At 66.1% G+C, this 19145-nt stretch carries 21 protein-coding genes; 4 read left to right on the top strand and 17 right to left on the bottom strand.

Annotated elements, in window-relative coordinates; translation table 11 throughout:
* Positions 1-7 precede the first annotated feature (7 nt).
* From DSM104440_RS02540 to rplM, 4 genes are all read right to left on the bottom strand, one after another.
* Positions 8-715, bottom strand: a complete 708-nt coding sequence (locus tag DSM104440_RS02540) for a DUF6776 family protein (RefSeq protein WP_171160452.1) — start codon at positions 713-715, stop codon at positions 8-10.
* 35 nt (positions 716-750) lie between these two features.
* Positions 751-1788 carry an N-acetyl-gamma-glutamyl-phosphate reductase gene (gene argC, locus DSM104440_RS02535; protein WP_171160451.1) on the bottom strand — a complete coding sequence of 346 codons (1038 nt, stop codon included), beginning with the start codon at positions 1786-1788 and terminating at the stop codon, positions 751-753.
* A 110-nt stretch (positions 1789-1898) separates the two neighbouring features.
* A complete protein-coding gene (rpsI, locus tag DSM104440_RS02530) occupies positions 1899-2291 on the bottom strand; it encodes a 30S ribosomal protein S9 (protein ID WP_171160450.1) in 393 nt (130 codons plus the stop codon).
* A gap of 10 nt (positions 2292-2301) precedes the next feature.
* A complete protein-coding gene (rplM, locus tag DSM104440_RS02525) occupies positions 2302-2730 on the bottom strand; it encodes a 50S ribosomal protein L13 (protein ID WP_171160449.1) in 429 nt (142 codons plus the stop codon).
* 159 nt (positions 2731-2889) lie between these two features.
* Here rplM and DSM104440_RS02520 point away from each other — a divergent pair, with 159 nt between their 5' ends.
* Both DSM104440_RS02520 and DSM104440_RS02515 read left to right on the top strand, forming a co-directional pair.
* The gene (locus tag DSM104440_RS02520; protein WP_171160448.1) at positions 2890-3957 is read left to right on the top strand and encodes an AI-2E family transporter; all 1068 of its coding nucleotides are present in this window, start codon (positions 2890-2892) and stop codon (positions 3955-3957) included.
* Positions 3954-4370 (top strand): OsmC family protein, encoded by a 417-nt coding sequence (locus tag DSM104440_RS02515; RefSeq protein WP_171160447.1) that lies wholly within the window; start codon positions 3954-3956, stop codon positions 4368-4370. Before DSM104440_RS02520 ends, DSM104440_RS02515 begins: the two co-directional genes overlap by 4 nt.
* A 10-nt stretch (positions 4371-4380) precedes the next feature.
* On the opposite strand, the gene coq7 is transcribed toward DSM104440_RS02515, so the two are convergent.
* The 7 genes from coq7 to rpe all read right to left on the bottom strand — a co-directional run bounded on the left by coq7 (position 4381) and on the right by rpe (position 11084).
* A complete protein-coding gene (coq7, locus tag DSM104440_RS02510; RefSeq protein WP_171160446.1) occupies positions 4381-5010 on the bottom strand; it encodes a 2-polyprenyl-3-methyl-6-methoxy-1,4-benzoquinone monooxygenase in 630 nt (209 codons plus the stop codon).
* Between the two features lie 80 nt (positions 5011-5090).
* Complete coding sequence (locus tag DSM104440_RS02505; RefSeq protein ID WP_171160445.1) at positions 5091-6122, bottom strand: porin; 1032 nt, start codon at positions 6120-6122, stop codon at positions 5091-5093.
* A 202-nt stretch (positions 6123-6324) separates the two neighbouring features.
* On the bottom strand, positions 6325-7131 hold the full coding sequence (gene trpC, locus DSM104440_RS02500; RefSeq protein WP_171160444.1) for an indole-3-glycerol phosphate synthase TrpC: 807 nt from the start codon (positions 7129-7131) through the stop codon (positions 6325-6327).
* A gap of 1 nt (position 7132) precedes the next feature.
* Entirely contained in the window at positions 7133-8170 is a 1038-nt protein-coding gene (gene trpD / locus DSM104440_RS02495; RefSeq protein ID WP_171160443.1) for an anthranilate phosphoribosyltransferase, read from the bottom strand.
* A gap of 1 nt (position 8171) precedes the next feature.
* On the bottom strand, positions 8172-8747 hold the full coding sequence (locus DSM104440_RS02490; protein WP_171160442.1) for an aminodeoxychorismate/anthranilate synthase component II: 576 nt from the start codon (positions 8745-8747) through the stop codon (positions 8172-8174).
* 9 nt (positions 8748-8756) lie between these two features.
* Complete coding sequence (gene trpE, locus DSM104440_RS02485) at positions 8757-10235, bottom strand: anthranilate synthase component I (RefSeq protein WP_171160441.1); 1479 nt, start codon at positions 10233-10235, stop codon at positions 8757-8759.
* Positions 10236-10412: 177 nt separating this feature from the next.
* Positions 10413-11084 (bottom strand): ribulose-phosphate 3-epimerase, encoded by a 672-nt coding sequence (gene rpe / locus DSM104440_RS02480; RefSeq protein WP_171160440.1) that lies wholly within the window; start codon positions 11082-11084, stop codon positions 10413-10415.
* 72 nt (positions 11085-11156) lie between these two features.
* Here rpe and apaG point away from each other — a divergent pair, with 72 nt between their 5' ends.
* Together apaG and mltA are read left to right on the top strand one after the other, a co-directional pair.
* On the top strand, positions 11157-11540 hold the full coding sequence (apaG, locus tag DSM104440_RS02475; RefSeq protein ID WP_171160439.1) for a Co2+/Mg2+ efflux protein ApaG: 384 nt from the start codon (positions 11157-11159) through the stop codon (positions 11538-11540).
* A gap of 140 nt (positions 11541-11680) precedes the next feature.
* Positions 11681-12946 (top strand): murein transglycosylase A, encoded by a 1266-nt coding sequence (gene mltA / locus DSM104440_RS02470; RefSeq protein ID WP_171160438.1) that lies wholly within the window; start codon positions 11681-11683, stop codon positions 12944-12946.
* Here the strand turns inward: mltA and DSM104440_RS02465 are convergent, their stop codons facing one another.
* The 6 genes from DSM104440_RS02465 to DSM104440_RS02440 all read right to left on the bottom strand — a co-directional run bounded on the left by DSM104440_RS02465 (position 12947) and on the right by DSM104440_RS02440 (position 19121).
* Positions 12947-13681: a DsbC family protein gene (locus DSM104440_RS02465; protein WP_171160437.1), complete on the bottom strand. Its 735-nt coding sequence runs from the start codon at positions 13679-13681 to the stop codon at positions 12947-12949. It abuts the gene before it with no gap.
* Between the two features lie 83 nt (positions 13682-13764).
* Positions 13765-14916, bottom strand: a complete 1152-nt coding sequence (locus DSM104440_RS02460) for an FAD-dependent monooxygenase (protein WP_171160436.1) — start codon at positions 14914-14916, stop codon at positions 13765-13767.
* On the bottom strand, positions 14913-16052 hold the full coding sequence (locus DSM104440_RS02455) for an FAD-dependent monooxygenase (RefSeq protein ID WP_212758180.1): 1140 nt from the start codon (positions 16050-16052) through the stop codon (positions 14913-14915). Before DSM104440_RS02455 ends, DSM104440_RS02460 begins: the two co-directional genes overlap by 4 nt.
* A gap of 58 nt (positions 16053-16110) precedes the next feature.
* Complete coding sequence (locus DSM104440_RS02450; RefSeq protein WP_171160434.1) at positions 16111-17427, bottom strand: aminopeptidase P N-terminal domain-containing protein; 1317 nt, start codon at positions 17425-17427, stop codon at positions 16111-16113.
* Positions 17428-17436: 9 nt separating this feature from the next.
* Positions 17437-18132, bottom strand: a complete 696-nt coding sequence (gene murU, locus DSM104440_RS02445; protein WP_246212079.1) for an N-acetylmuramate alpha-1-phosphate uridylyltransferase MurU — start codon at positions 18130-18132, stop codon at positions 17437-17439.
* Positions 18129-19121 carry an aminoglycoside phosphotransferase family protein gene (locus DSM104440_RS02440; protein ID WP_171160433.1) on the bottom strand — a complete coding sequence of 331 codons (993 nt, stop codon included), beginning with the start codon at positions 19119-19121 and terminating at the stop codon, positions 18129-18131. Before DSM104440_RS02440 ends, murU begins: the two co-directional genes overlap by 4 nt.
* Between the last annotated feature and the right edge of the window lie 24 nt (positions 19122-19145).

The following is a 19145-nucleotide window of genomic DNA, read 5'->3' as shown; positions in this document are numbered from 1 at the left end:
AATTCTCCTACGGCATGTTCACGGTACGGGACAGTTTAACCTGTCCCCCGGGCAGCGCAAGGACGCGGACGTCCACGCTCTTCAGGATGGCCCCGTCGGGCAGCCGGAACCGGCCCTCGATCTTCTGGTAGAAGCGGAAGTCCACGGCACCTGCCGCGTCGCCGGCCGCGGCTTCCGGAAACGTGAGGCTCGCCGATCCGTCGCGATGCTGGACATGCGCGACGACCTGGATGCGTCCCTTGAAGTCCTGCTTGCGTTGCCCGCCCTGGGTGAGAAGCATCCGGTATCGATATTCCTGCGGCCGGCCATCGGATTCGACCTTCAGATTCGAGACACCGAGCCCCTCAGGCGTAGCCCCGGACGACATGATGTTGCGAAGGAAGCCGAGATCCTCCTTCAGCGCGGCGTTCTCGTCCTGCAACTGCGTGAACGATCGCGCGAGCTCCGACTGCGATGCCTTCTCGATCTGCAACTGCCGGTCGCGCTCGGTCAGGCTGCTGCGCGCCGTCTCCAGGTCGCGCTTGAGCCCCCGGTTTTCCTCGCCCAGGGCAGCAATCTGTTCTCGGGCCTCGTCATGGTTGAAGCCGGTGATCCGGTAGCTGTTCTGCACGAGCCACCAGACGATGCCGCCGACCGCGACCATCATCAGGATGTTGAGCAGCCAACGCCAATACCACGCGAGCTGCGAGCGAATCGTCATGCGCGCGGAGCGCATGCCGAAGCTGCTTCGCAATCTGCGCGCGATTCCTCTCACGGAACGACCGCGATCTGGTCGATTCCACGGCTCTCCGGGAAACCGAACATGAGGTTCATGTTCTGAACGGCCTGCCCCGCCGCACCCTTCACGAGGTTGTCCTCGACCGCCAGCACGACCAACGTGTCGCCATCCATTGGACGATGCACGGCGATGCGGCACTGGTTCGATCCCCGCACCGAGCGCGTCTCGGGCTGGCTGCCCGGCGGGAGGACGTCCACGAAAGGCTCGCCGGCGAAACGCTTCTCGTAGAGCGACTGGAAATCAGCTTCGCGCTCGATGCGCGCGTAGACCGTCGCGAGGATGCCGCGCACCATCGGTACCAAGTGCGGAACGAACGTCAGGCCGATCTTCCGACCCGATGCGTTCTCGAGGCTTTGAAGGCTCTCGACGATCTCGGGGTGGTGACGATGCCCGTGCACGGCGTAAGCCTTGAAATTGTCCGAGGCTTCGGAGAACAACAGGTTCACCTCGGCCTTGCGCCCTGCGCCGCTCACGCCGGACTTGCCATCCGCGATGAAGCTGCGATGGTCGACGAAATCCGACTCGACCAGTGGCAGGAGCGCGAGCTGCACGGCCGTCGCGTAGCAACCGGGATTCGCAACGAGGCGCGCGCCCTTGATGCGCGCACGGTTGACTTCCGGAAGGCCGTAGACGGCCTCGGCAATGAGTTCGGGCGCCGCATGAGTCACCTTGTACCACTTCTCCCAGACGGCGCGATCCTTCAGGCGAAAATCGGCGGACAGGTCCACGATCCGCGCACCGGCGTCGAGGATCGCCTTCGCCTGCGACATCGCGACCCCGTTGGGCGTCGCGAAAAACACGCAATCGCACTGCGCGAGCGGCGCCTTCGCCGGATCCGTGAACGAAATGTCCACGCGGCCGCGCAGCGACGGGAACATGTCCGCGACCTTCGTGCCCGCGTCGCCGCGGGACGTGATGGTCAGGATCTCCACGTCCGGATGCTGGGCGAGCAGCCTCAGCAGCTCGACGCCTGTGTAGCCCGTACCTCCGACAATGCCGACCTTGATCATGTGCCTCTACCCTTCCTCACTTTGCCCCACCGGAAGGCTTCTCAGAACGAAAAAGCCGCCCGGAAAAGGCGGCTTTCTCGACCTGAGCGCAATCGAACAGCGCTCTCCGCCTATCGCTTCGAGAACTGCTTGCGACGTCGCGCCTTGTGCAGGCCGACCTTCTTGCGCTCGACTTCGCGCGCATCACGCGTGACGAGGCCCGCCTTCGAAAGCGCCGGCTTGAGCGTGGGATCGTATTCGATGAGCGCACGCGTGATGCCGTGGCGCACCGCACCCGCCTGGCCCGACTCACCACCGCCGAACACGTTGACCTTGATGTCGAACGTCGCGCCGTGGTTCGTGAGCTCGAGGGGCTGGCGAACGATCATCCGGCCGGTCTCGCGCGAAAAGTATTCGTCGAGCGGACGATCATTCACGGTGATCGTGCCCTTGCCCGTCTTGATGAAGACCCGCGCCACCGCATTCTTGCGGCGGCCGGTACCGTAGTTGTACTTGCCGATCATGGCGGGCTCCTTAGATCTCGAGGGACTTGGGTTGCTGGGACGCGTGCGGGTGCGCGGGGCCGGCGTAGATCTTGAGCTTCTTGATCATCGCGTAGCCCAGGCGGCCCTTCGGTAGCATGCCCTTGACCGCGAGCTTCAGGACGCGATCCGGATGGCGCGCCTGGAGCTTCCTGAAATTGGTTTCGTACACGCCGCCCGGATAGCCCGAGTGGCGGTAGTACTTCTTGTCCGTTTCCTTGGCACCGGTCACGCGCAGCTTCTCCACGTTCACGATGACGATGTAGTCACCAGTGTCCACGTGGGGCGTGAATTCGGGTTTGTGCTTGCCACGCAGGCGGTGCGAGACTTCTGCCGCGAGGCGACCGAGCACTTTGTCCGTAGCGTCGACGACAAACCAGTCGCGCCGGACCTCGTGCGGCTTGGCCGAGAAGGTCTTCATGTCATTCCTTATGTCCGCATCCCTGGGTGCTGCCAGCACCATGCCGGCAATACTTTGGACGCTTTGTTTGGGGTACCGAACTCGAAATTTTATATAAATCAGCCCTTTGTGTCAAACACGGGGTCGGCTAGAATCCAAAGACCCCTACGACTGGCCGCCATGGAAACCTCCCGATTCGAGCAATACGCCCGCATTGCCGTCGTCCTCCTCCTGGTGGTCGGGTCGTTCCTGGTCCTCAGCAGCTTCCTGGCGGCCATCCTCTTTGCCGTGATCCTCTGCATGTCCACCTGGCCCGCCTACGCCTGGCTCCGGACCCGGCTGGGGGGCCGCGGCAGCCTGGCCGCCCTCATCTTCGTGCTGGGCCTCCTGATCGTCATTGCATTGCCGGTCGCGTTGGCCGCGCAGAGCCTGATCATCAATTCGGGTGATCTGATCGAGGCGGTGCGCTCGTTGCTCGACCGTCGCGAATCGATCGAGCTTCCGGCCTTCATCAAGGAGCTCCCGATGATCGGCCCCGCACTGGACTCGTACTGGCACAAGCTGCTCGAGAGCCGCGCCGAAATCGTCGCGCTCGCGCGGCGCTTCGCGGAACCCGCGAAGGGCCTCGCCCTCGCACTCGGAAGCGCTGTCGGTACCGGGCTCGTCCAGGTGCTCATCGCGATCTTCGTGGCGTTCTTTTTCTATCGCGATGGCGAGCGGGCCGTGGGCCTGTTCCGCAATGCCGTCTCGCGGCTTGCAGGCAACGAGCAAGGACACACCCTCATGATGACCGCTCAGAACACGATCAAGGGCGTCGTCTACGGACTCATCGGGACGGCCGTGGCGCAAGCCTTCGTGGCCCTCGTGGGCTTCTTGATCGCCGGTGTTCCGGGTGCGTTCCTGCTCGCGGCGCTCACCTTCATTCTTTCGCTCATCCCGATGGGGCCTGTCCTCATCTGGGGAGGCGCGGCCGCATGGCTCTACGCGCAGGATCAATCGGGTTGGGCCATCTTCATGCTCATCTACGGTGCCGCCGTCATTAGCTCGGTCGATAACTTCGTGAAGCCGATCCTCATGAGCCGAGCCGGCGGCCTTTCGATGCTGCTGGTGGTCCTCGGAGTCTTTGGCGGTGCGATCGCGTTCGGGTTGATCGGTTTGTTCGTCGGCCCCGTGCTGCTTGCGGTCTCGTGGACCTTGATCAAGACCTGGCTCGAGGCGAACCGCGTCGCGCCCGAAACGCCCGCGTGAAGGCGCGCGTAAAGCTCGTGGAGGGCATGACGTTCGTCGCGGAGAGCGGGTCGGGCCACGCCGTCGTGGTCGACGCGGCGCCGGATGTCGGCGGACGCGATCTCGGTTCGCGCCCGATGGAACTCGTGCTGATGGGAACGGGTGCATGCTCGGCCATCGATGTCGTGCACATCCTGCGAAAGGCGCGCCAGCCGATCACCGATTGCGTGGTCGAGCTCGAGGCCGATCGTGCGGAAACCGATCCCAAGGTGTTCACCCGCATCCGCCTTCACTACATCGTTACGGGCCGTGGACTCGATGCCGCGCAGGTGGAGCGGGCCATCAAACTGTCCAAGGAAAAGTACTGCTCCGCGACGATCATGCTCGCGAAGAGTGCCGAGATCGCCTTCGACTTCGAGATACGCGAGGCCTGAGCGGCCCGCGTCAAACCCAGTAGGCGGAACGCGTCATCACTCGTGACGCGGCTTTCATCGCGAGCTTCACGGGCAAGGGCAGCGCCTGCGCGCCCAGTGCCTCACCGCTCGCGCCATGCGCGATTTCATCGAGGCGCATCTGCTCGAGGATCTCGCGGCTGCGATGGTCGCCCGGAGGCAGCCGATCGAGATGTTCATCAAGATGATGCTCGACCTGCTTTTCCGTCTCGACGAGGAAGCCCAGGCTCCAGCGATCTCCGGCCATTCCTGATGCGACGCCCAATGCGAACGATCCCGCATACCAAAGCGGATCGAGCAGGCTGGGACGCGACTCGAGCTCTTCGAGCCGGCCTCGGCACCACGCGAGATGGTCGCGCTCCTCTGACGCAGCGCGTTGCAACGCGGCACGAACGCCGTCGTCGCGCGCCATGATTGCCTGGCCGCTATAGAGCGCCTGCGCGCAGATCTCACCACTGTGATTGACGCGCATGAGCCCGGCGGAATGCCGCCGCGCAGCGTCGTCGGGGCCGGCCTCGGCAGTCGTCGCCGGGCTGCGGCGAGAACCGGCCGTGACGCCTGCCAGCGTTCGCAAGGCGGCATCGGCGGCGATCAACACGCGGTCAGCGAGAGACGTGCTCATGGGTCAAGCATAGCGAATATGGAACCCGCAAAAGAAAACGGGCGCGGCTCACGCCGCGCCCGTTCCCGGAACTGTATTGCTTAGAACGTGTGGCGGAAGCCGGCTGCGAAACCCTTCGGATCCTGGTTGCCCGTGATCGTCAGAGCGTTCGAACCGAAGTTGCAAAGGTTGCCGCTGTCGTTCTTAACTTCCGTGTAGTTCACGCCGAACATCGTGCGGCGGGAGAACACGTACTGGTAACCGAACGAGTACATATCGCACTCGGCGCTGGCACCGGCAGCAACGCCATCCTTCGCGTTCTGGAACGTGCCCAGGAACACGTGCTTGCCGACGAACCACTCGAGGCCCAGGTAATACGACTTCTGCTTCGAGAGATTCGTTTCCTTGTACTCGCCGTACTGGCCCGAGAACTTCAGGTTGCCCATGCGATAGCTGGCGGCGATGCCCGTGCCTTCTTCCTTGTTGCCTTGCGTCGGCGTCGCGCCATTCAGGTCGCGATGCTGTTCGTAGGCGATGGCCGCGTAGAAGTTGCCACGCGTCCAGGCGACCGAGCCGCCGTACACGTACGGGTTCACGTTGGCAGCCTTGCCTTCGTTAGCCGTGTACTGCGCGCGGAACTCGAAGCCACCCCAGCTGGGCGACCAGTACTGGATGTTGTTCTGCTCGCGACGGCTGAAGTTGCCGCCGTTCATCGTCGCACCAGTGATGTCGCCAAGCGCGTTGTCGCCGAAGGCGTCAACGGCGGTCTGCGTCGTCTTGAACGGCGTATCCCAGCGGCCGAGCATGATCGTGCCGAAGCCACCTTGCAGGCCAACGCCGCTGTTACGCGTGGCGAAGGTCGTCATGTTGGCATCGGGAGCGAAGCCGGTCTCGAGCTGGAACACGGCCTTCAGGCCGCCACCCAGGTCCTCGGTACCACGCACGCCAAGCAGGGACGACTGGTCGGAAACGCGGTTACGACGGGCAATGGATGCCACGCCGCCCGACGCCTCGACGCTCTCGGCCATTACCCAGATGCGCCCGTAGAGCGTCACCGGGTTCGCGGTCTGAGCCATGGCGGCGGGGGCCAACGAGGCACCCGCGACAGCCAGAGCGATCAATTTCTTGTTCATCTGAATCTCCTTTGTTGAGTGAGGCCGTGAGTGCTGGAACGCTAGGAATGGCGTGGGGACTCGCTTCCCCGATCCTTGCCACATTTCCCACTTAGTCTTTTGAGAAGCCACTGGCATGATGCCAAAGCCACCGCGTTCCCTCAAGTGGTAAACACCCCAATTCGCAACAATTTAGGGGGTGTTGTTGCATAAATGCAACACCCTAACCCCCCCCTTTGGGCCCCGAAAAAAGCCTGGAAAGGGCCGGTCCGGGGTCCCCGGTTTCCACGAACGCGCTTCCCACCAAGTAGGCCCTCACCCCCGCCTCCGAAAGCCTTCGGACATGCTCAGGTGAGGCGATGCCGCTCTCGGTAACCAGCAGGCGCGCCGCCGGGATCCGCGGGAGGAGGTCGAGGGTTGTCTCCAGCCGCACGGCAAACGTCCGCAAATCGCGGTTATTGACCCCGATGAGCGAGGTTTCGAGTCCCAGAGCGACCTCCAGCTGGTCGCCGTCGTGGCACTCGACGAGGACGTCCATTCCCAGCGATCGGGCAAGGCGCTCGAGCTCGCGCAATGCGGGTGGATCCACCGCACCGACGATCAGCAGGATGCAATCGGCGCCCATGGCGCGGGCTTCGTGGACTTGCCAGGGGTCGACCACGAAGTCCTTGCGCAGGACGGGCAGCGCGCACGCTGCGCGCGCCGCGATGAGGTCGGCGGGCGATCCGGAAAAGTAAATCGAGTCGGTGAGCACGGAGAGACATGACGCTCCGTGGCGTTCGTAGCTGCGCGCGACTTCAGCCGGATCGAGCGAAGCGCCCAGCACGCCCCGGCTGGGGCTCGCTCGCTTGAACTCGGCGATCACGGCCGAATGGCCGGCGGCAATCCGCGCGCGAAGGGCGCGCTCGAATCCGCGAGGCGGCGGGGCCGCCCGCGCTTCGCGCTCCAGCTGCGCGAGCGGGCGCGCCTGTCGCCCGGCCTCGACTTCCGCCTTCTTGGTGGCGAGGATCTTCTCGAGGATGTCGCTCACGTCAGGCGTTGCTTTTCGCGCACGCTTGCGTGAACTCGACGAGCTGGTCGAGCTTGCGCCGCGCGGCGCCGCTGGCGATCGCTTCACGCGCGGCCGCCACGCCATCCCACAGGCTCGCGGAAACGCCCGAGACATACAGCGCCGCCGCGGCGTTGATGATCACGATGTCGCGCGCCGGGCCGGGCTCATTGGCGAGCACCGCGAGCAGATACGCCTTCGACTCCTCCTTGCCCTTCGCCTGGATCGCCTCGAGCGGCGCGACGTCGAGGCCGAACTGCTTGGGCTCGATCGCGTACTCGGTGATGAAGTCGTGCTTGAGCTCGGCGACCCAGGTCGGGCCCGAGAGGGTGATTTCGTCGAGGCCGTCGCTGCCATGCACGGTGAGCACGTGCCGCGCGCCGAGCATCTTGAGTACGCGCGCCTGGATGCCGACGAGGTCAACGTGGAAGACGCCCATCACCTGATTCGGCGCGCCCGCGGGATTCGTGAGCGGTCCGAGAATGTTGAGGATCGTGCGCATGCCCAGTTCCTTGCGCACGGGCGCGGCATGCTTCATCGCCGGATGATGGTTGGGTGCGAACATGAAGCCGACGCCCACTTCGCGAATCGAGCGACCCACCTGCTCGGGAGTGATCGCAAGGTGGACGCCGAGCGATTCGAGGACATCCGCGCTGCCCGAAAGCGAGGAGACCGCGCGATTTCCGTGCTTGGCGACGCGCGCGCCGGCGGCGGCGGCAACGAACGCGGCCGTCGTCGAGATGTTGAACGTGTGCGCCTTGTCGCCGCCCGTTCCGCAGGTGTCGACGAGATGTTCGGCGCCGGCCGTATCGACTCGCGTCGAGAATTCGCGCATGACCGCGGCCGCCGCAGCGATCTCCGAGACGCTTTCGGTCTTCACGTGCAGTCCCATGAGGATCGCGGAAAGCTGCACCGGCGAGACCTGTCCCTGCATGACCTGGCGCATCAGGTCGACCATCTCGTCGTAGAAGATCTCGCGCTTGTCGCACAGACGGTTGATCGCTTCCTGGGGCGTGAACATGTCAGGGCACCTTCGTCGATTCGAGGAAATTGCCGAGCAGCTTGTGGCCGTGCTCGGTCAGGATGGACTCGGGATGGAACTGCACGCCTTCGACCGCGAGGTCGCGGTGGCGCACGCCCATGATCTCGCCGTCTTCGGTCCACGCGGTGATCTCGAGCTTCGCGGGAAGGCTTTCGCGTTCGATCGCGAGCGAGTGATAGCGCGTGGCCTGGTAGGGCGACGGAAGCCCGCGAAACACGCCGGCTCCTTCGTGATGAATGGCCGAGACCTTGCCGTGCATCAGTGCCTTCGCGTGAATCACGCGCCCACCGAAGGCCTGGCCGATCGCCTGGTGGCCGAGGCAAACGCCGAGGATCGGAATCTTGCCCGCGAAGCGCTCGATCAGCCCGAGCGAGACGCCCGCTTCGTTGGGCGTGCACGGACCCGGGGAGATGACGATGCGCGCGGGCGCGAGGCGCGCAATCTCGTCGAGCGTGATCTCGTCGTTGCGCGCGACCTTCACGTCCTCGCCCAGCTCCCCGAGGTATTGCACGAGGTTGTAGGTGAACGAATCGTAGTTGTCGATCATGAGCAGCATGGGCGCTCCTCAGTCGATCGCGGCGTCGAGGCCGGCATGGACCTGCTCGGCCGCGGCCAGCAGCGCGCGCATCTTGTTCTGCGTTTCGCGCCACTCGTTGTCGGGAATGGAATCGGCGACGATGCCCGCGGCAGCCTGCACGTGCAGCTGCCCGTCCTTCACGACGCCCGTGCGAATCGCGATCGCGAGGTCGATGTTGCCCTGGAAGCCGATGTAGCCGGCCGCGCCCGCGTAGACGCCGCGCCGCTCGGGCTCGAGCTCGTCGATGATCTCCATGGAGCGAACCTTCGGCGCGCCCGTGACCGTACCCGCCGGGAACGTCGCGCGCAGCAGGCCCATCGGCGAAAGGTCCGAGGCGACTTCGCCCTCGACGTTCGAGACCATGTGCATCACGTGCGAGTAGCGCTCGACGACCATGGTCTCGGTCACCTTCACCGTGCCCGTGCGTGCGATGCGCCCGATGTCGTTGCGGCCCAGGTCGATGAGCATGAGATGTTCGGCGCGTTCCTTCGGATCGGACACCAGTTCGCGCTCCATCTCGAGGTCCTTCTCGGGCGTGCCGCCGCGCTTGCGCGTGCCCGCGATGGGCCGCACGGTCACCTTGTCGGCCTCGCGCCGCACGAGGATCTCGGGCGAGGCGCCGACGAGCTGGCAGTCGCCGAAGTCGAAGAAGAACATGTAGGGCGAAGGATTGATCGAGCGCAGCGCGCGATAGAGATTCACCGGCGAGGCGGCGAACGGCTGCGAGAGCCGCTGCGAAATCTGTACCTGCATCACGTCGCCGTCGGTGATGTAGCGCTTCGCCTTCGCCACCGCGGCGTGGAAGGCGGTTTCCCCGACGTTGGAACGCGGCGTGGCGAGCGGCGACTTCGCGCCCGGCGAAGGCAATGTCGCGTGATTGCGCAGCTGCGAACGCAACTGCCTCAGGCGCGCTTGAGCGGCGGCGTACGCGTTATCGCGCGCGGGATCGGCGTAGACCACGAGGTGCAACTTGCCCGACAGGTTGTCGACGACCGCGAGTTCTTCGGAGAGGAGCAGCCGGATCTCGGGCAGGTCGAGCGGGTCTGGACGCGCGTCGTTCGCGAGCTTCGCTTCCATGTGGCGCACGGCGTCATAGCTGAAATAGCCGGCGAGCCCGCCCGCGAAGCGCAACGGCTTGGGCAGGGGCGCGGCCTTGAACGACGCGAGGTAGCGATCGACGAACGCGAGAGGATCGTCGACCTGGTGACGCTCGAAAACCACGCCGCCACGCAGCAAGGTGGCCTCGCGCCCGCGGCACTCGAGCCACTCGTGCGCGGGAAGGCCGACGATCGAGTAGCGGCCGAAGCGCTCGCCACCGATGACCGACTCGAGCAGGTACGAGCCGGGCTTGTCCGCGAGCTTGAGGTAGATGGAAAGCGGCGTGTCGAGATCGGCGAGCGTCTCGAGCGCAACAGGGATTCGGTTGTAGCCGGCGCGGGCGAGCGCCAGGAATTCGGTTTCAGTCATGCATCACCACACGGTAGTCACTTCGAATGGGCAAGCCAGTGCGTAGCGCTTCAGCGCCAGCGAGGCCATCGCCAACCGAATTGATTTCCGCGCAGTGTCATGACGAGCCGTAAAGGTGAATGTCGGGATGCGCAGCCATTGTAAACGATCCGACTCGGGCATCAACCCGCCCCGCGGTCAGGCGTTCGCGAGCTCCGCGCGCATCTTGCGCAGCGCCTCGGCGCGGTCCTTTGCGCCGAACACCGCCGAGCCGGCGACGAACGTGTCGGCACCGGCCTTCGCGATCGCCCCGATGTTGTCGGCCTTCACGCCGCCGTCGACTTCCAGCCAGATGTCGCGGCCGCTCGCGTCGATGCGGCGGCGCGCTTCGCGGATCTTGTCGAGCGCCGACGCGATGAAGGATTGGCCACCGAAGCCCGGGTTCACCGACATGATGAGGATCAGGTCGACCTTGTTCATCACGTGGTCGAGGTAACCGAGCGGCGTGGCCGGATTGAACACGAGCCCCGCCTTGCAGCCCTGGTCGCGAATGAGGCCGAGCGTGCGGTCGACGTGTTCGCTCGCTTCCGGGTGAAAGCTGATGATCGCGGCACCGGCCTTCGCGAAGTCCGGAATGATCCGGTCGACGGGCTTCACCATCAGGTGCACGTCGAGCGGCACCGCGCAGTGCGGTTTCAGCGCCTCGCACACCAGCGGTCCCACCGTGAGGTTGGGAACGTAATGGTTGTCCATGACGTCGAAGTGGATGAGATCCGCACCGGCCGCCACCACGTCGCGAACCTCGTCGCCGAGGCGCGCGAAATCCGCGGAAAGGATGCTGGGGGCGATGCGGAATTTGGAGGCGGCCATGGCGTGGCGATTCTACGTTGAAACGCCGCGCGGCGTCCCGGAACACCCCTTGAATCCTGCTACCATTTCGCCATGCCCGAAGCAAAGAAATACAGCGTCGCCGTGACGGCGCATTCGACGTATCTTCCCGACCAGTCCGACGAGGAAGAAGACCGCTACGTGTTCGCCTACACGATCCGCATCACCAACAACGGCAACACCGTCGCGCAGCTCGTGAGCCGCCACTGGATCATCACGGACGCGGAAAACCAGGTGCAGGAAGTGCGCGGCATGGGCGTGGTCGGCGAGCAACCGACGCTGCGTCCGGGCGACACGTTCGAATACTCGAGCGGCTCTTCGATTCCCACGTCGGTGGGAACGATGCGCGGCACCTACCAGATGGTGGCCGAGGACGGCACGCGATTCGACGCACCGATTCCCGAGTTCACGCTCAGCGTGCCGCGCGTGCTGCACTGAGCGCAGCACTTCACTTCGGCTTCTTCGGCAGCGTCCACCACACGATCGCGACCGCGATCACCAGCGCAAGAACGATTTCCAGGAAGACCCATCCCATCACGCGACCTCTTTTTCAGTTCGCGTCCAATATACTCGCGCTGATGCCGCACCGCCTCGCCGTACTCTCGATCGCCGCGCTTCTCGTCGCCGCTTGCGCCACACCTCCGCCGCCCGCGCCCAAGCCGGCGCCCGCGCCCGTCGTCGCCGCACCGGAGCCGGAGCCCGAGCCGCTCATCTGTCCGCCCGCGCCCGCCCCGATTTGCCCCGCTGTTCCGACGCCAACGCCCGAGGTCGAACCTCGCGGCAAGTTGGTGGCCGGCACGTGGGCCGAGATTCCCGAATGGGGAAAGGAGTCCCTGCGCGAATCGGTCGTCGCCTTCGTTCGCGGTTGCCCCTCGCTCGAAAAGTTCGACGCCTGGAAGGCGGTCTGCGCGGGCGCATCCACGCTCCAGGTGAACGCCACCGAGCGCGACCTCGTGTCTTTCTTCGAGCTCAACTTCGATCCGTATCGCGTCCTCAACGCCGACGACAGCAACGCGGGCATGGTCACCGGCTATTACGAGCCCCTGCTCCACGGCAGCAAGACACGCAGCAAGCGCTACAAGTTTCCGATTTACGCGACACCGCAGGACCTCGTGACGATCGATCTCACGTCGGTCTACCCGGACCTCAAGCACCGGCGGCTGCGCGGGCGCATCGACGGCAACAAGGTCGTGCCCTACCTCGCGCGTGGCGACATCGATCGCGAACCCGCGCCGCTGAAGGGTGCGGAGCTCGTGTGGGTGGACGACGCGATCGATGTCTTCTTCCTGCACATCCAGGGTTCGGGCCAGGTCCAGCTGGAAAACGGCGAGCGGTTGCGCGTGGGGTACGCCGACCAGAACGGGCACCCGTTCCGTTCGCTCGGCCGGCTGCTGATCCAGCGCGGCGAGTTGTCGGCCGACAAGGCATCGATGCAGGGCATCAAGGATTGGGCGCGTCGCAATCCGAAGAAGGTGCAGGACTACCTCAACGCGAATCCCAGCTACGTGTTCTTCCGCGAATTGCCGAAGGACCTCGTCGGACCCATCGGGTCGCTGGGCGTTCCGCTCACGGGCGAGCGCTCGATCGCCGTGGATCCGCGCGTGATTCCGCTCGGCGTTCCGGTGTTCCTCGCGACGACGTTCCCGAACTCACCGCAGCCACTCAATCGCCTGATGGTCGCGCAGGACACCGGCGGCGCAATCGCCGGAGGCGTGCGCGCGGATTTCTACTGGGGCTTCGGGGATGCCGCCGGAAACCAGGCGGGCAAGATGCGGCAGGCGGGCCGCATGTGGGTGCTGTACCCGAAGGGCTACGCGCCCCCCGGGCTCAACGGCAAGAAGTAGCTACTTCGCGCTGGCGATCGCCTTCTTGGCGTCGACCAGCCGCTGCTCGATCTGCGCCACCGGCACCGCGCCGGGAATGCGCTCACCGTCCTCGAAGAACAACGTCGGCGTGCCCGTGATGCGCTTCTCGCGGCCGAAGGCCACGATCTTGTCGATCGGGTTCTCGCAGGTCGAGGCGGCCGCCGGCTGCGTGTCGCGAATCATGTAGTCGAGCCACGCTTTCTGGCGATCGGGCGAGCACCACACGGCCTTGGCGAGCTCCGTGGACGACGGCGAGAGGATCGGGAAGAGGAAGACGTAGACCGTGATGTCGTTCAACGTCGTGAGGTCGCGTTCGAAGCGCTTGCAGTAGCCGCAGTTCGGATCCTCGAAGACCGCCATGCGACGCGAGCCGTTGCCGCGCACGATCTTGATGGCCGACTCGAGCGGCAGCGAATCGAACTTCACGGCGTTCACCTGGCGCATGCGCACCTCGGTGACGTTCTCCTTCGTCTTCGTGTCGATGAGCGAGCCGATGAGCAGGAACGTCGTCTTGTCGTCGGTGTAGAACACCTCGCCGCCGCCGACCACCTCGAAGAGGTTGCCGTAGGGAATCTTGCGCACCGTTTCGATCGGCGCATCGGGGTACTTCTTGCGCAGGTCGTTCTTGATCTGCTCGGTGTTCTGCGCGGCGGCGCCGAAGGCGGTGGCCAGGGCAGCCAGCGTGAAGGCCCAGGAGGCGAGGCGATTTGTCATTGGAGTCTTTTGTGGGGGGCGGGGTGGGGGGTTGGGCAGCCGGACCGGGCGTTGGTTCCGCGAGTCCTGCGGGCTGACCGCGATTATCGCATCGCTCGCGCGGCCAGGAGGCGCTTGGCCCAGGGCTGGGAATCCACGAGGCGCATTCCTGCGTTGCGAAGCGTTGCCGCGGCCGGGTTGCGTGTCGCGAAAAGCCGGTCGAGGCCATCGGAGAGCCACTGCACCGAGCCGACATCCTCGCGGCGCGCACGCGCGTAGCGGCGCAACACGCGAAGATCGCCGGGGCGCTCGAGCGCGCTGCGGCCGGAGAGAACGTGCGCAAGCACGCGCGCGTCCTGGAATCCCAGGTTCACGCCCTGGCCCGCAAGCGGATGGATGCCATGGGCCGCGTCGCCGATGAGCGCCGCGCCGGGCATCACCACGTGCGGCACGCGGATCAGGCGCAGGGGAAAGCGCCCTTGCGGCGAGATCGACTCGAGTTCACCCAACGCCGCGCCGCCGGCATCGCGCACGCGCCGCGCGAGTCCCGGACCGTCGCGTGAGGCGAGCTCCTGCGCCACGGCATTCGGTGCGGACCACACGATCGAGATCTTGTTGCCGGGCAGCGGCAGCCACGCGAGCACGCCGTCGCTGCGAAACCATTGGCGCGCGATGCCCTCGTGGGGCTGCTCAGTCGCGAAATTGGCGACGATCGCGGTTTCCTCGTACGCGCTCTCCTCGACAGCGAGGGACAATCCGGCGCGCATCGGCGAGTCGGGGCCGTCGGCGCCGACGAGAAGATCGCCCTCGATCCGCTCGCCCGATTCGAGCTCCAGCGAAGCGCCGTTCGCGCGTGCGCCATAGCCTTGCGCGCGTGCGTTGCGTCGAATCTCCACACTGCCGCGCGTGCGTGCCGCGGCCTCGATCGCCGCGGACAGGCGGCCCGCCTCGACGATCCACGCAAGCGCGCCCCGCGGCGGCGCCGAAAAGCCCAGCTGCGCACCGGCGTCGCCGAATACCTCCATGCGGCGCACGGGCGCCACGCGCCGCATCTCGAGTTCGTCCCACGCGCCGATGTCGCGCAGGAATTCGCGCGAGCCGGGGCTCAGCGCGAAGATGCGCACGTCATAGTCGTCGCTTGCGATCGGTGCGGCGCGGGCGCTGTCCACCACCGTCACCGCGCAATCTCGGACCGCGCAAGCGAAAGCCAGGCCCACGGGGCCGCCACCCGCCACGAGCACGCGGGGCGACTTCACGGCGAACCCGCTCCATGGATCATGCGTTGCGCGAGCAGCCGACGCGCCGGCGGAAAGAGATCGAGCACCGTGAGCGCGAGGCCGCGTCCCCAGGTGGGAAGGCGGCGCGCATCGGCGAACGCCGAGACGAGAAAATCGGTGAAGGCCACGCCGCGCAACGTGTCGCGGCGGCGGCTCTCGCGATAGTCCGCGAGCATCGCGGCTTCGCCGATCGCGGCACGTCCGCGCGTGCAAAGGGCCGTCGCGAGCGATTGAGCATCGCGCAATCCGAGATTCAGGCCCTGCCCCGCCACCGGATGCAGCGCCTGCGCGGCGTTGCCGACGATCGCGGTACGCAACGCGATATTCGTGTTGACCGTGCGCAGCTTCAGCGGGAACGCGGCGCGCGGCCCCACCTCGGTGAACCGGCCGGCGCGATCGCCGAAATGCGCCTGCAGTTCCACGAGGAACGCGGCATCGTCGAGTGCCAGCAACCGTTTCGCCTCGGCCGGGCTGGCGGTCCAGACGAGCGCGAAGCGATCGCCGACCGGCAACAACGCAGCGGGTCCTTGCGGCGTGAAGCGCTCATAGGCGCGCGCGCCGTGGGCGCGATCGGTGCTCACCGGCGCCGTCAGCGCGAGCTGGTCGTAATCCTTGGTCGTATAGGCGATGCCCGGAATGCGCGTGGAGTTCGCGCCGCCATCGGCAAGCACCAGCAATCGCGCGCGCGCCTCGCGGCCGGACTCGAACCGCACCGTCGCGGCGTCGTCGGCAAGATCAATCTGCGTGCACGCCTCGCCGAAGCGCGTCGTCACGCCGGAGCGCACCAGGCGCGCTTCGAGCGTCGATTCGAGCGCCGCATAGGCCACGGTGTAGCCGAGCGCCGGAATGCGTTGCTCGCTCGCTTCGAGCAGCGTGCGGCCCGGGCCGCCCTGCTGCGAAATGTGGATGGACTCGATCGGCGTCACGCCCTGAGCGGGCCACGCGTTCGCGCCCTCGAGAATCTCGCGGCTCGCATGCGAAAGGGCCAACGTGCGCTTGTCGTTCGACGGCCCGCCGCGGGCCTCGAAGACACCGATGTCGAGTCCGGAATCGGAGGCGAGCGCGGCAACCGTCGCGCCGACAGGACCCGCACCGATGATGGCGACGTCGAGCATGGAGGGAAGATTCAAGGGGTCAGACCCCTTTGATCTCGCGGATAAAGGGATCTGACCCCTACCCGCGGACCGCTGCCTCGACGTCCTTCACGCGCTTGGGACACGCGCTCGTGAGGACGTCGCGGCCCTTCGCGGTGACGAGCACGTCATCCTCGATACGCACGCCGATGTTCCAGAACGCCTTCGGGACATTGGCCGCGGGACGGATGTAGAGCCCGGGTTCGACGGTGAGCACCATGCCCGGCTCGAGCTTGCGCCACTTGCCGCGGCGCATGTAGTCGCCGGCATCGTGCACATCCAGGCCCAGCCAGTGGCCGGTGCGGTGCATGTAGAACTGCTTGTACGAACCGTCCTCGAGCACCTTCGACACGCTGCCCTTGCAGAGCTTGAAGTCGATGAGGCCCTGCACGAGCACCTTGGTCGCGGCGTCGTGGTAATCGATGAAGTCCGCACCCGGCTTCACGGCCTTGATCGCGGCTTCCTGCGAGGCGAGCACGAGTTCGTAGACGTCCTTCTGCACGGCCGTGAACTTGCCGTCGACGGGGAACGTGCGCGTGATGTCGGCAGCGTAGCTGTCGAGCTCGCAGCCCGCGTCGATCAGCATGAGGTCGCCCTTGCGGATCTCGGCGTCGTTCTCGCGGTAGTGGAGCACGCAGGCATTCGCGCCGGTCGCGACGATCGAGCCGTAGGCCGCGGAACGCGCGCCATTGCGGATGAACTCGTGGATCAGCTCGGCTTCGACTTCGTATTCGCGCTTGCCCGGTGCCGCCACGCGCATCGCGCGCACGTGGGCCGCGCTCGAGATTTCGCCGGCGCGCCGCATGATCGCGATCTCGTGCTCGTCCTTGATGAGGCGCATGTCGCTCACGGTCGCGCGGATGTCGCTGATCTGCGCGGGCGCGCTGATGCCCGTGCGGACTTTCGCGCGCACGGCGTTGAGCCAGCCGGTCACGCGCACGTCCCACTCGGGGTCCGCGCCGACCGGGGTGTGCAGCGTTTCCTGGTTCGCGAGGAGCTCGGGCAGGCGCTGGTCGAGCTGGTCGTAGGGGTAGGCCTCGTCGAAGCCGAAGGCGCTCTTCGCGAGCTCGGGACCGTAGCGGAAGCCGTCCCAGATTTCGCGTTCGAGGTTCTTCTCGCGGCAGAAGAGGATCTCGCGCGGCTTCTTGCCGGCGACGATCACCAGCACGGCCTCCGGTTCGCGGAATCCCGTGAGGTAGAAGAACGCGCTGTCCCACCGGTAGTCGTAATGGGCGTCGGCGTTGCGCGTGCGCTCGGGTGCGGTGGGCAGCACGATCACGCCGGATCCGGCGGCGGCCGCAACGCGCGCGCGGCGCTTGCGGAACGGTTTCAGCTGATTGGGGTTTTCGAGTCTCATGGCGGCATTTTACGCCGACAGCCGCCGGTCGAGCGCCGCGAGCTGCTCGGCGGTTCCGACGTTGTCCCAGTCGCCGCCGAAGTACTCGCCGGTGACTCGTCCGGCATCGACCATCGCATAGGCCCAGGGGAAGATGCGCAGCTTCGCATTCGGGTCGAGCGGCGCGAAGCTCGCCGGGTGGAAGACGGAGATGTTGCCGTAGGTAAACCACGGCTTGCCGCGCGCGACGCGCCCATTGGCCAGTCCCATGTCGCCGCCCGAATGCCACGGCGGGTTGTCGACGAGCACGAAGTGCGCCGCGTGTCTTTCGAAGTCGCGCGCGATCGCGTCGGCGATCGGACCGAGTGTTGCGTAGTCGAAAGCCGTGTGGATGTCCGCGCTCACGACCGCGAAGGGCTCATCACCGAGCAGCGGCAATGCGCGCGCGATTCCGCCGGCGGTCTCCAGCGCAGGGTTCTCGCGTGAATAGCGGATCGCAGCACCCAGGCGCGAGCCATCACCCAGCGCGTTCTCGACCTGCTCGCCGAGGTGCTCGATGTTCACCACCAGTTCGGTGAACCCCCCGGCGACGAGACGCGCGATCTGCCGCTCGATCAGCGTGCGACCGCCCACCTTGAGCAGGGGCTTCGGCGTTGTGTCCGTCAGCGGGCGCAGCCGCTCGCCGCGCCCGGCCGCAAGCACGATCGCGCGGCGAGTTCGTTTCAAAACGTGAGCCGCGTTTCGACGTGCGCGCCTTCGATCTGGTCGACGAGGCGCAGCAGCGGTTCGAGCTCCCGGTAGCGGCCGGCGGTCTTGCGGATGTAGCCGATGAAGCGCGGCGCGTCGTCGATGTAGCCCGCCTTGCCGTCGCGGTAGTGCAGGCGCGCGAAGATGCCGGCGACCTTGAGGTGGCGCTGCAGGCCCATCCACTCGACGTTGCGCCAGAAGTCGGCGAAGTCCGCGGGCACGGGCAGCCCGTGCTTGCGCGCCCGCTCCCAGTAACGGATGGTCCAGTCGATGACCTGCGGCTCCTCCCAGCTCACGTACGCATCTCGCAGCAGGCAGGCGATGTCATAGCTGATCGGTCCGTAGACGGCATCCTGGAAATCGATGATGCCCGGGTTGGGCGCGCTCACCATGAGGTTGCGCGGCATGAAGTCGCGGTGCACGAACACGCGCGGTTCGGCGAGATTCGCCGCGAGCACGGCCCGGAATACCCCTTCGAGCTTTTCGCGCTGGCCCGCATCGAGCTCCACACCCCGATGGCGCTTCACGTACCACTCGGGGAAGAGCTCGATCTCGCGTCGCAGCAGCGTTTCGTCGTAGGGCGGCAGCGCGCCCTCGCGGCTCGCACCCTGCCAGGTGACGAGCGCTGCGATCGCGTCGCGGAAAAGCGCGTCGGGATCCTGTTCGCCGAAAGACTGCAGGTACGTCTTCGGTCCCAGGTCCGTGAGCAGCAGGAAGCCCTGCGCGAGGTCCTGCGCGTAGATTTCCGGCGCGTTGAGGCCTGCTGCGCGCAGGAGGCCGGCGACGTGCACGAAGGGGCGGGAGTCCTCGCGCTCCGGGGGCGCATCCATCACGATGTACGTGCGGTCCGGAACGAAGATGCGGAAGTAGCGTCGGAAGCTTGCGTCGGCGGAAGCCGGTTCGCGGCGAAACGGTGCGCCGTCGAGCGCAGCGCCCAGCCACGCGTCGAGCGCTGCGAGACGAGTCATCAGTGTTTTTGCCTGTATCCTTCG

Source organism: Usitatibacter palustris (assembly GCF_013003985.1).
Lineage (GTDB): Bacteria > Pseudomonadota > Gammaproteobacteria > Burkholderiales > Usitatibacteraceae > Usitatibacter > Usitatibacter palustris.
Note: the sequence above shows the minus strand (reverse complement) of the source record. Positions and strands in the feature narration are given on the sequence as shown.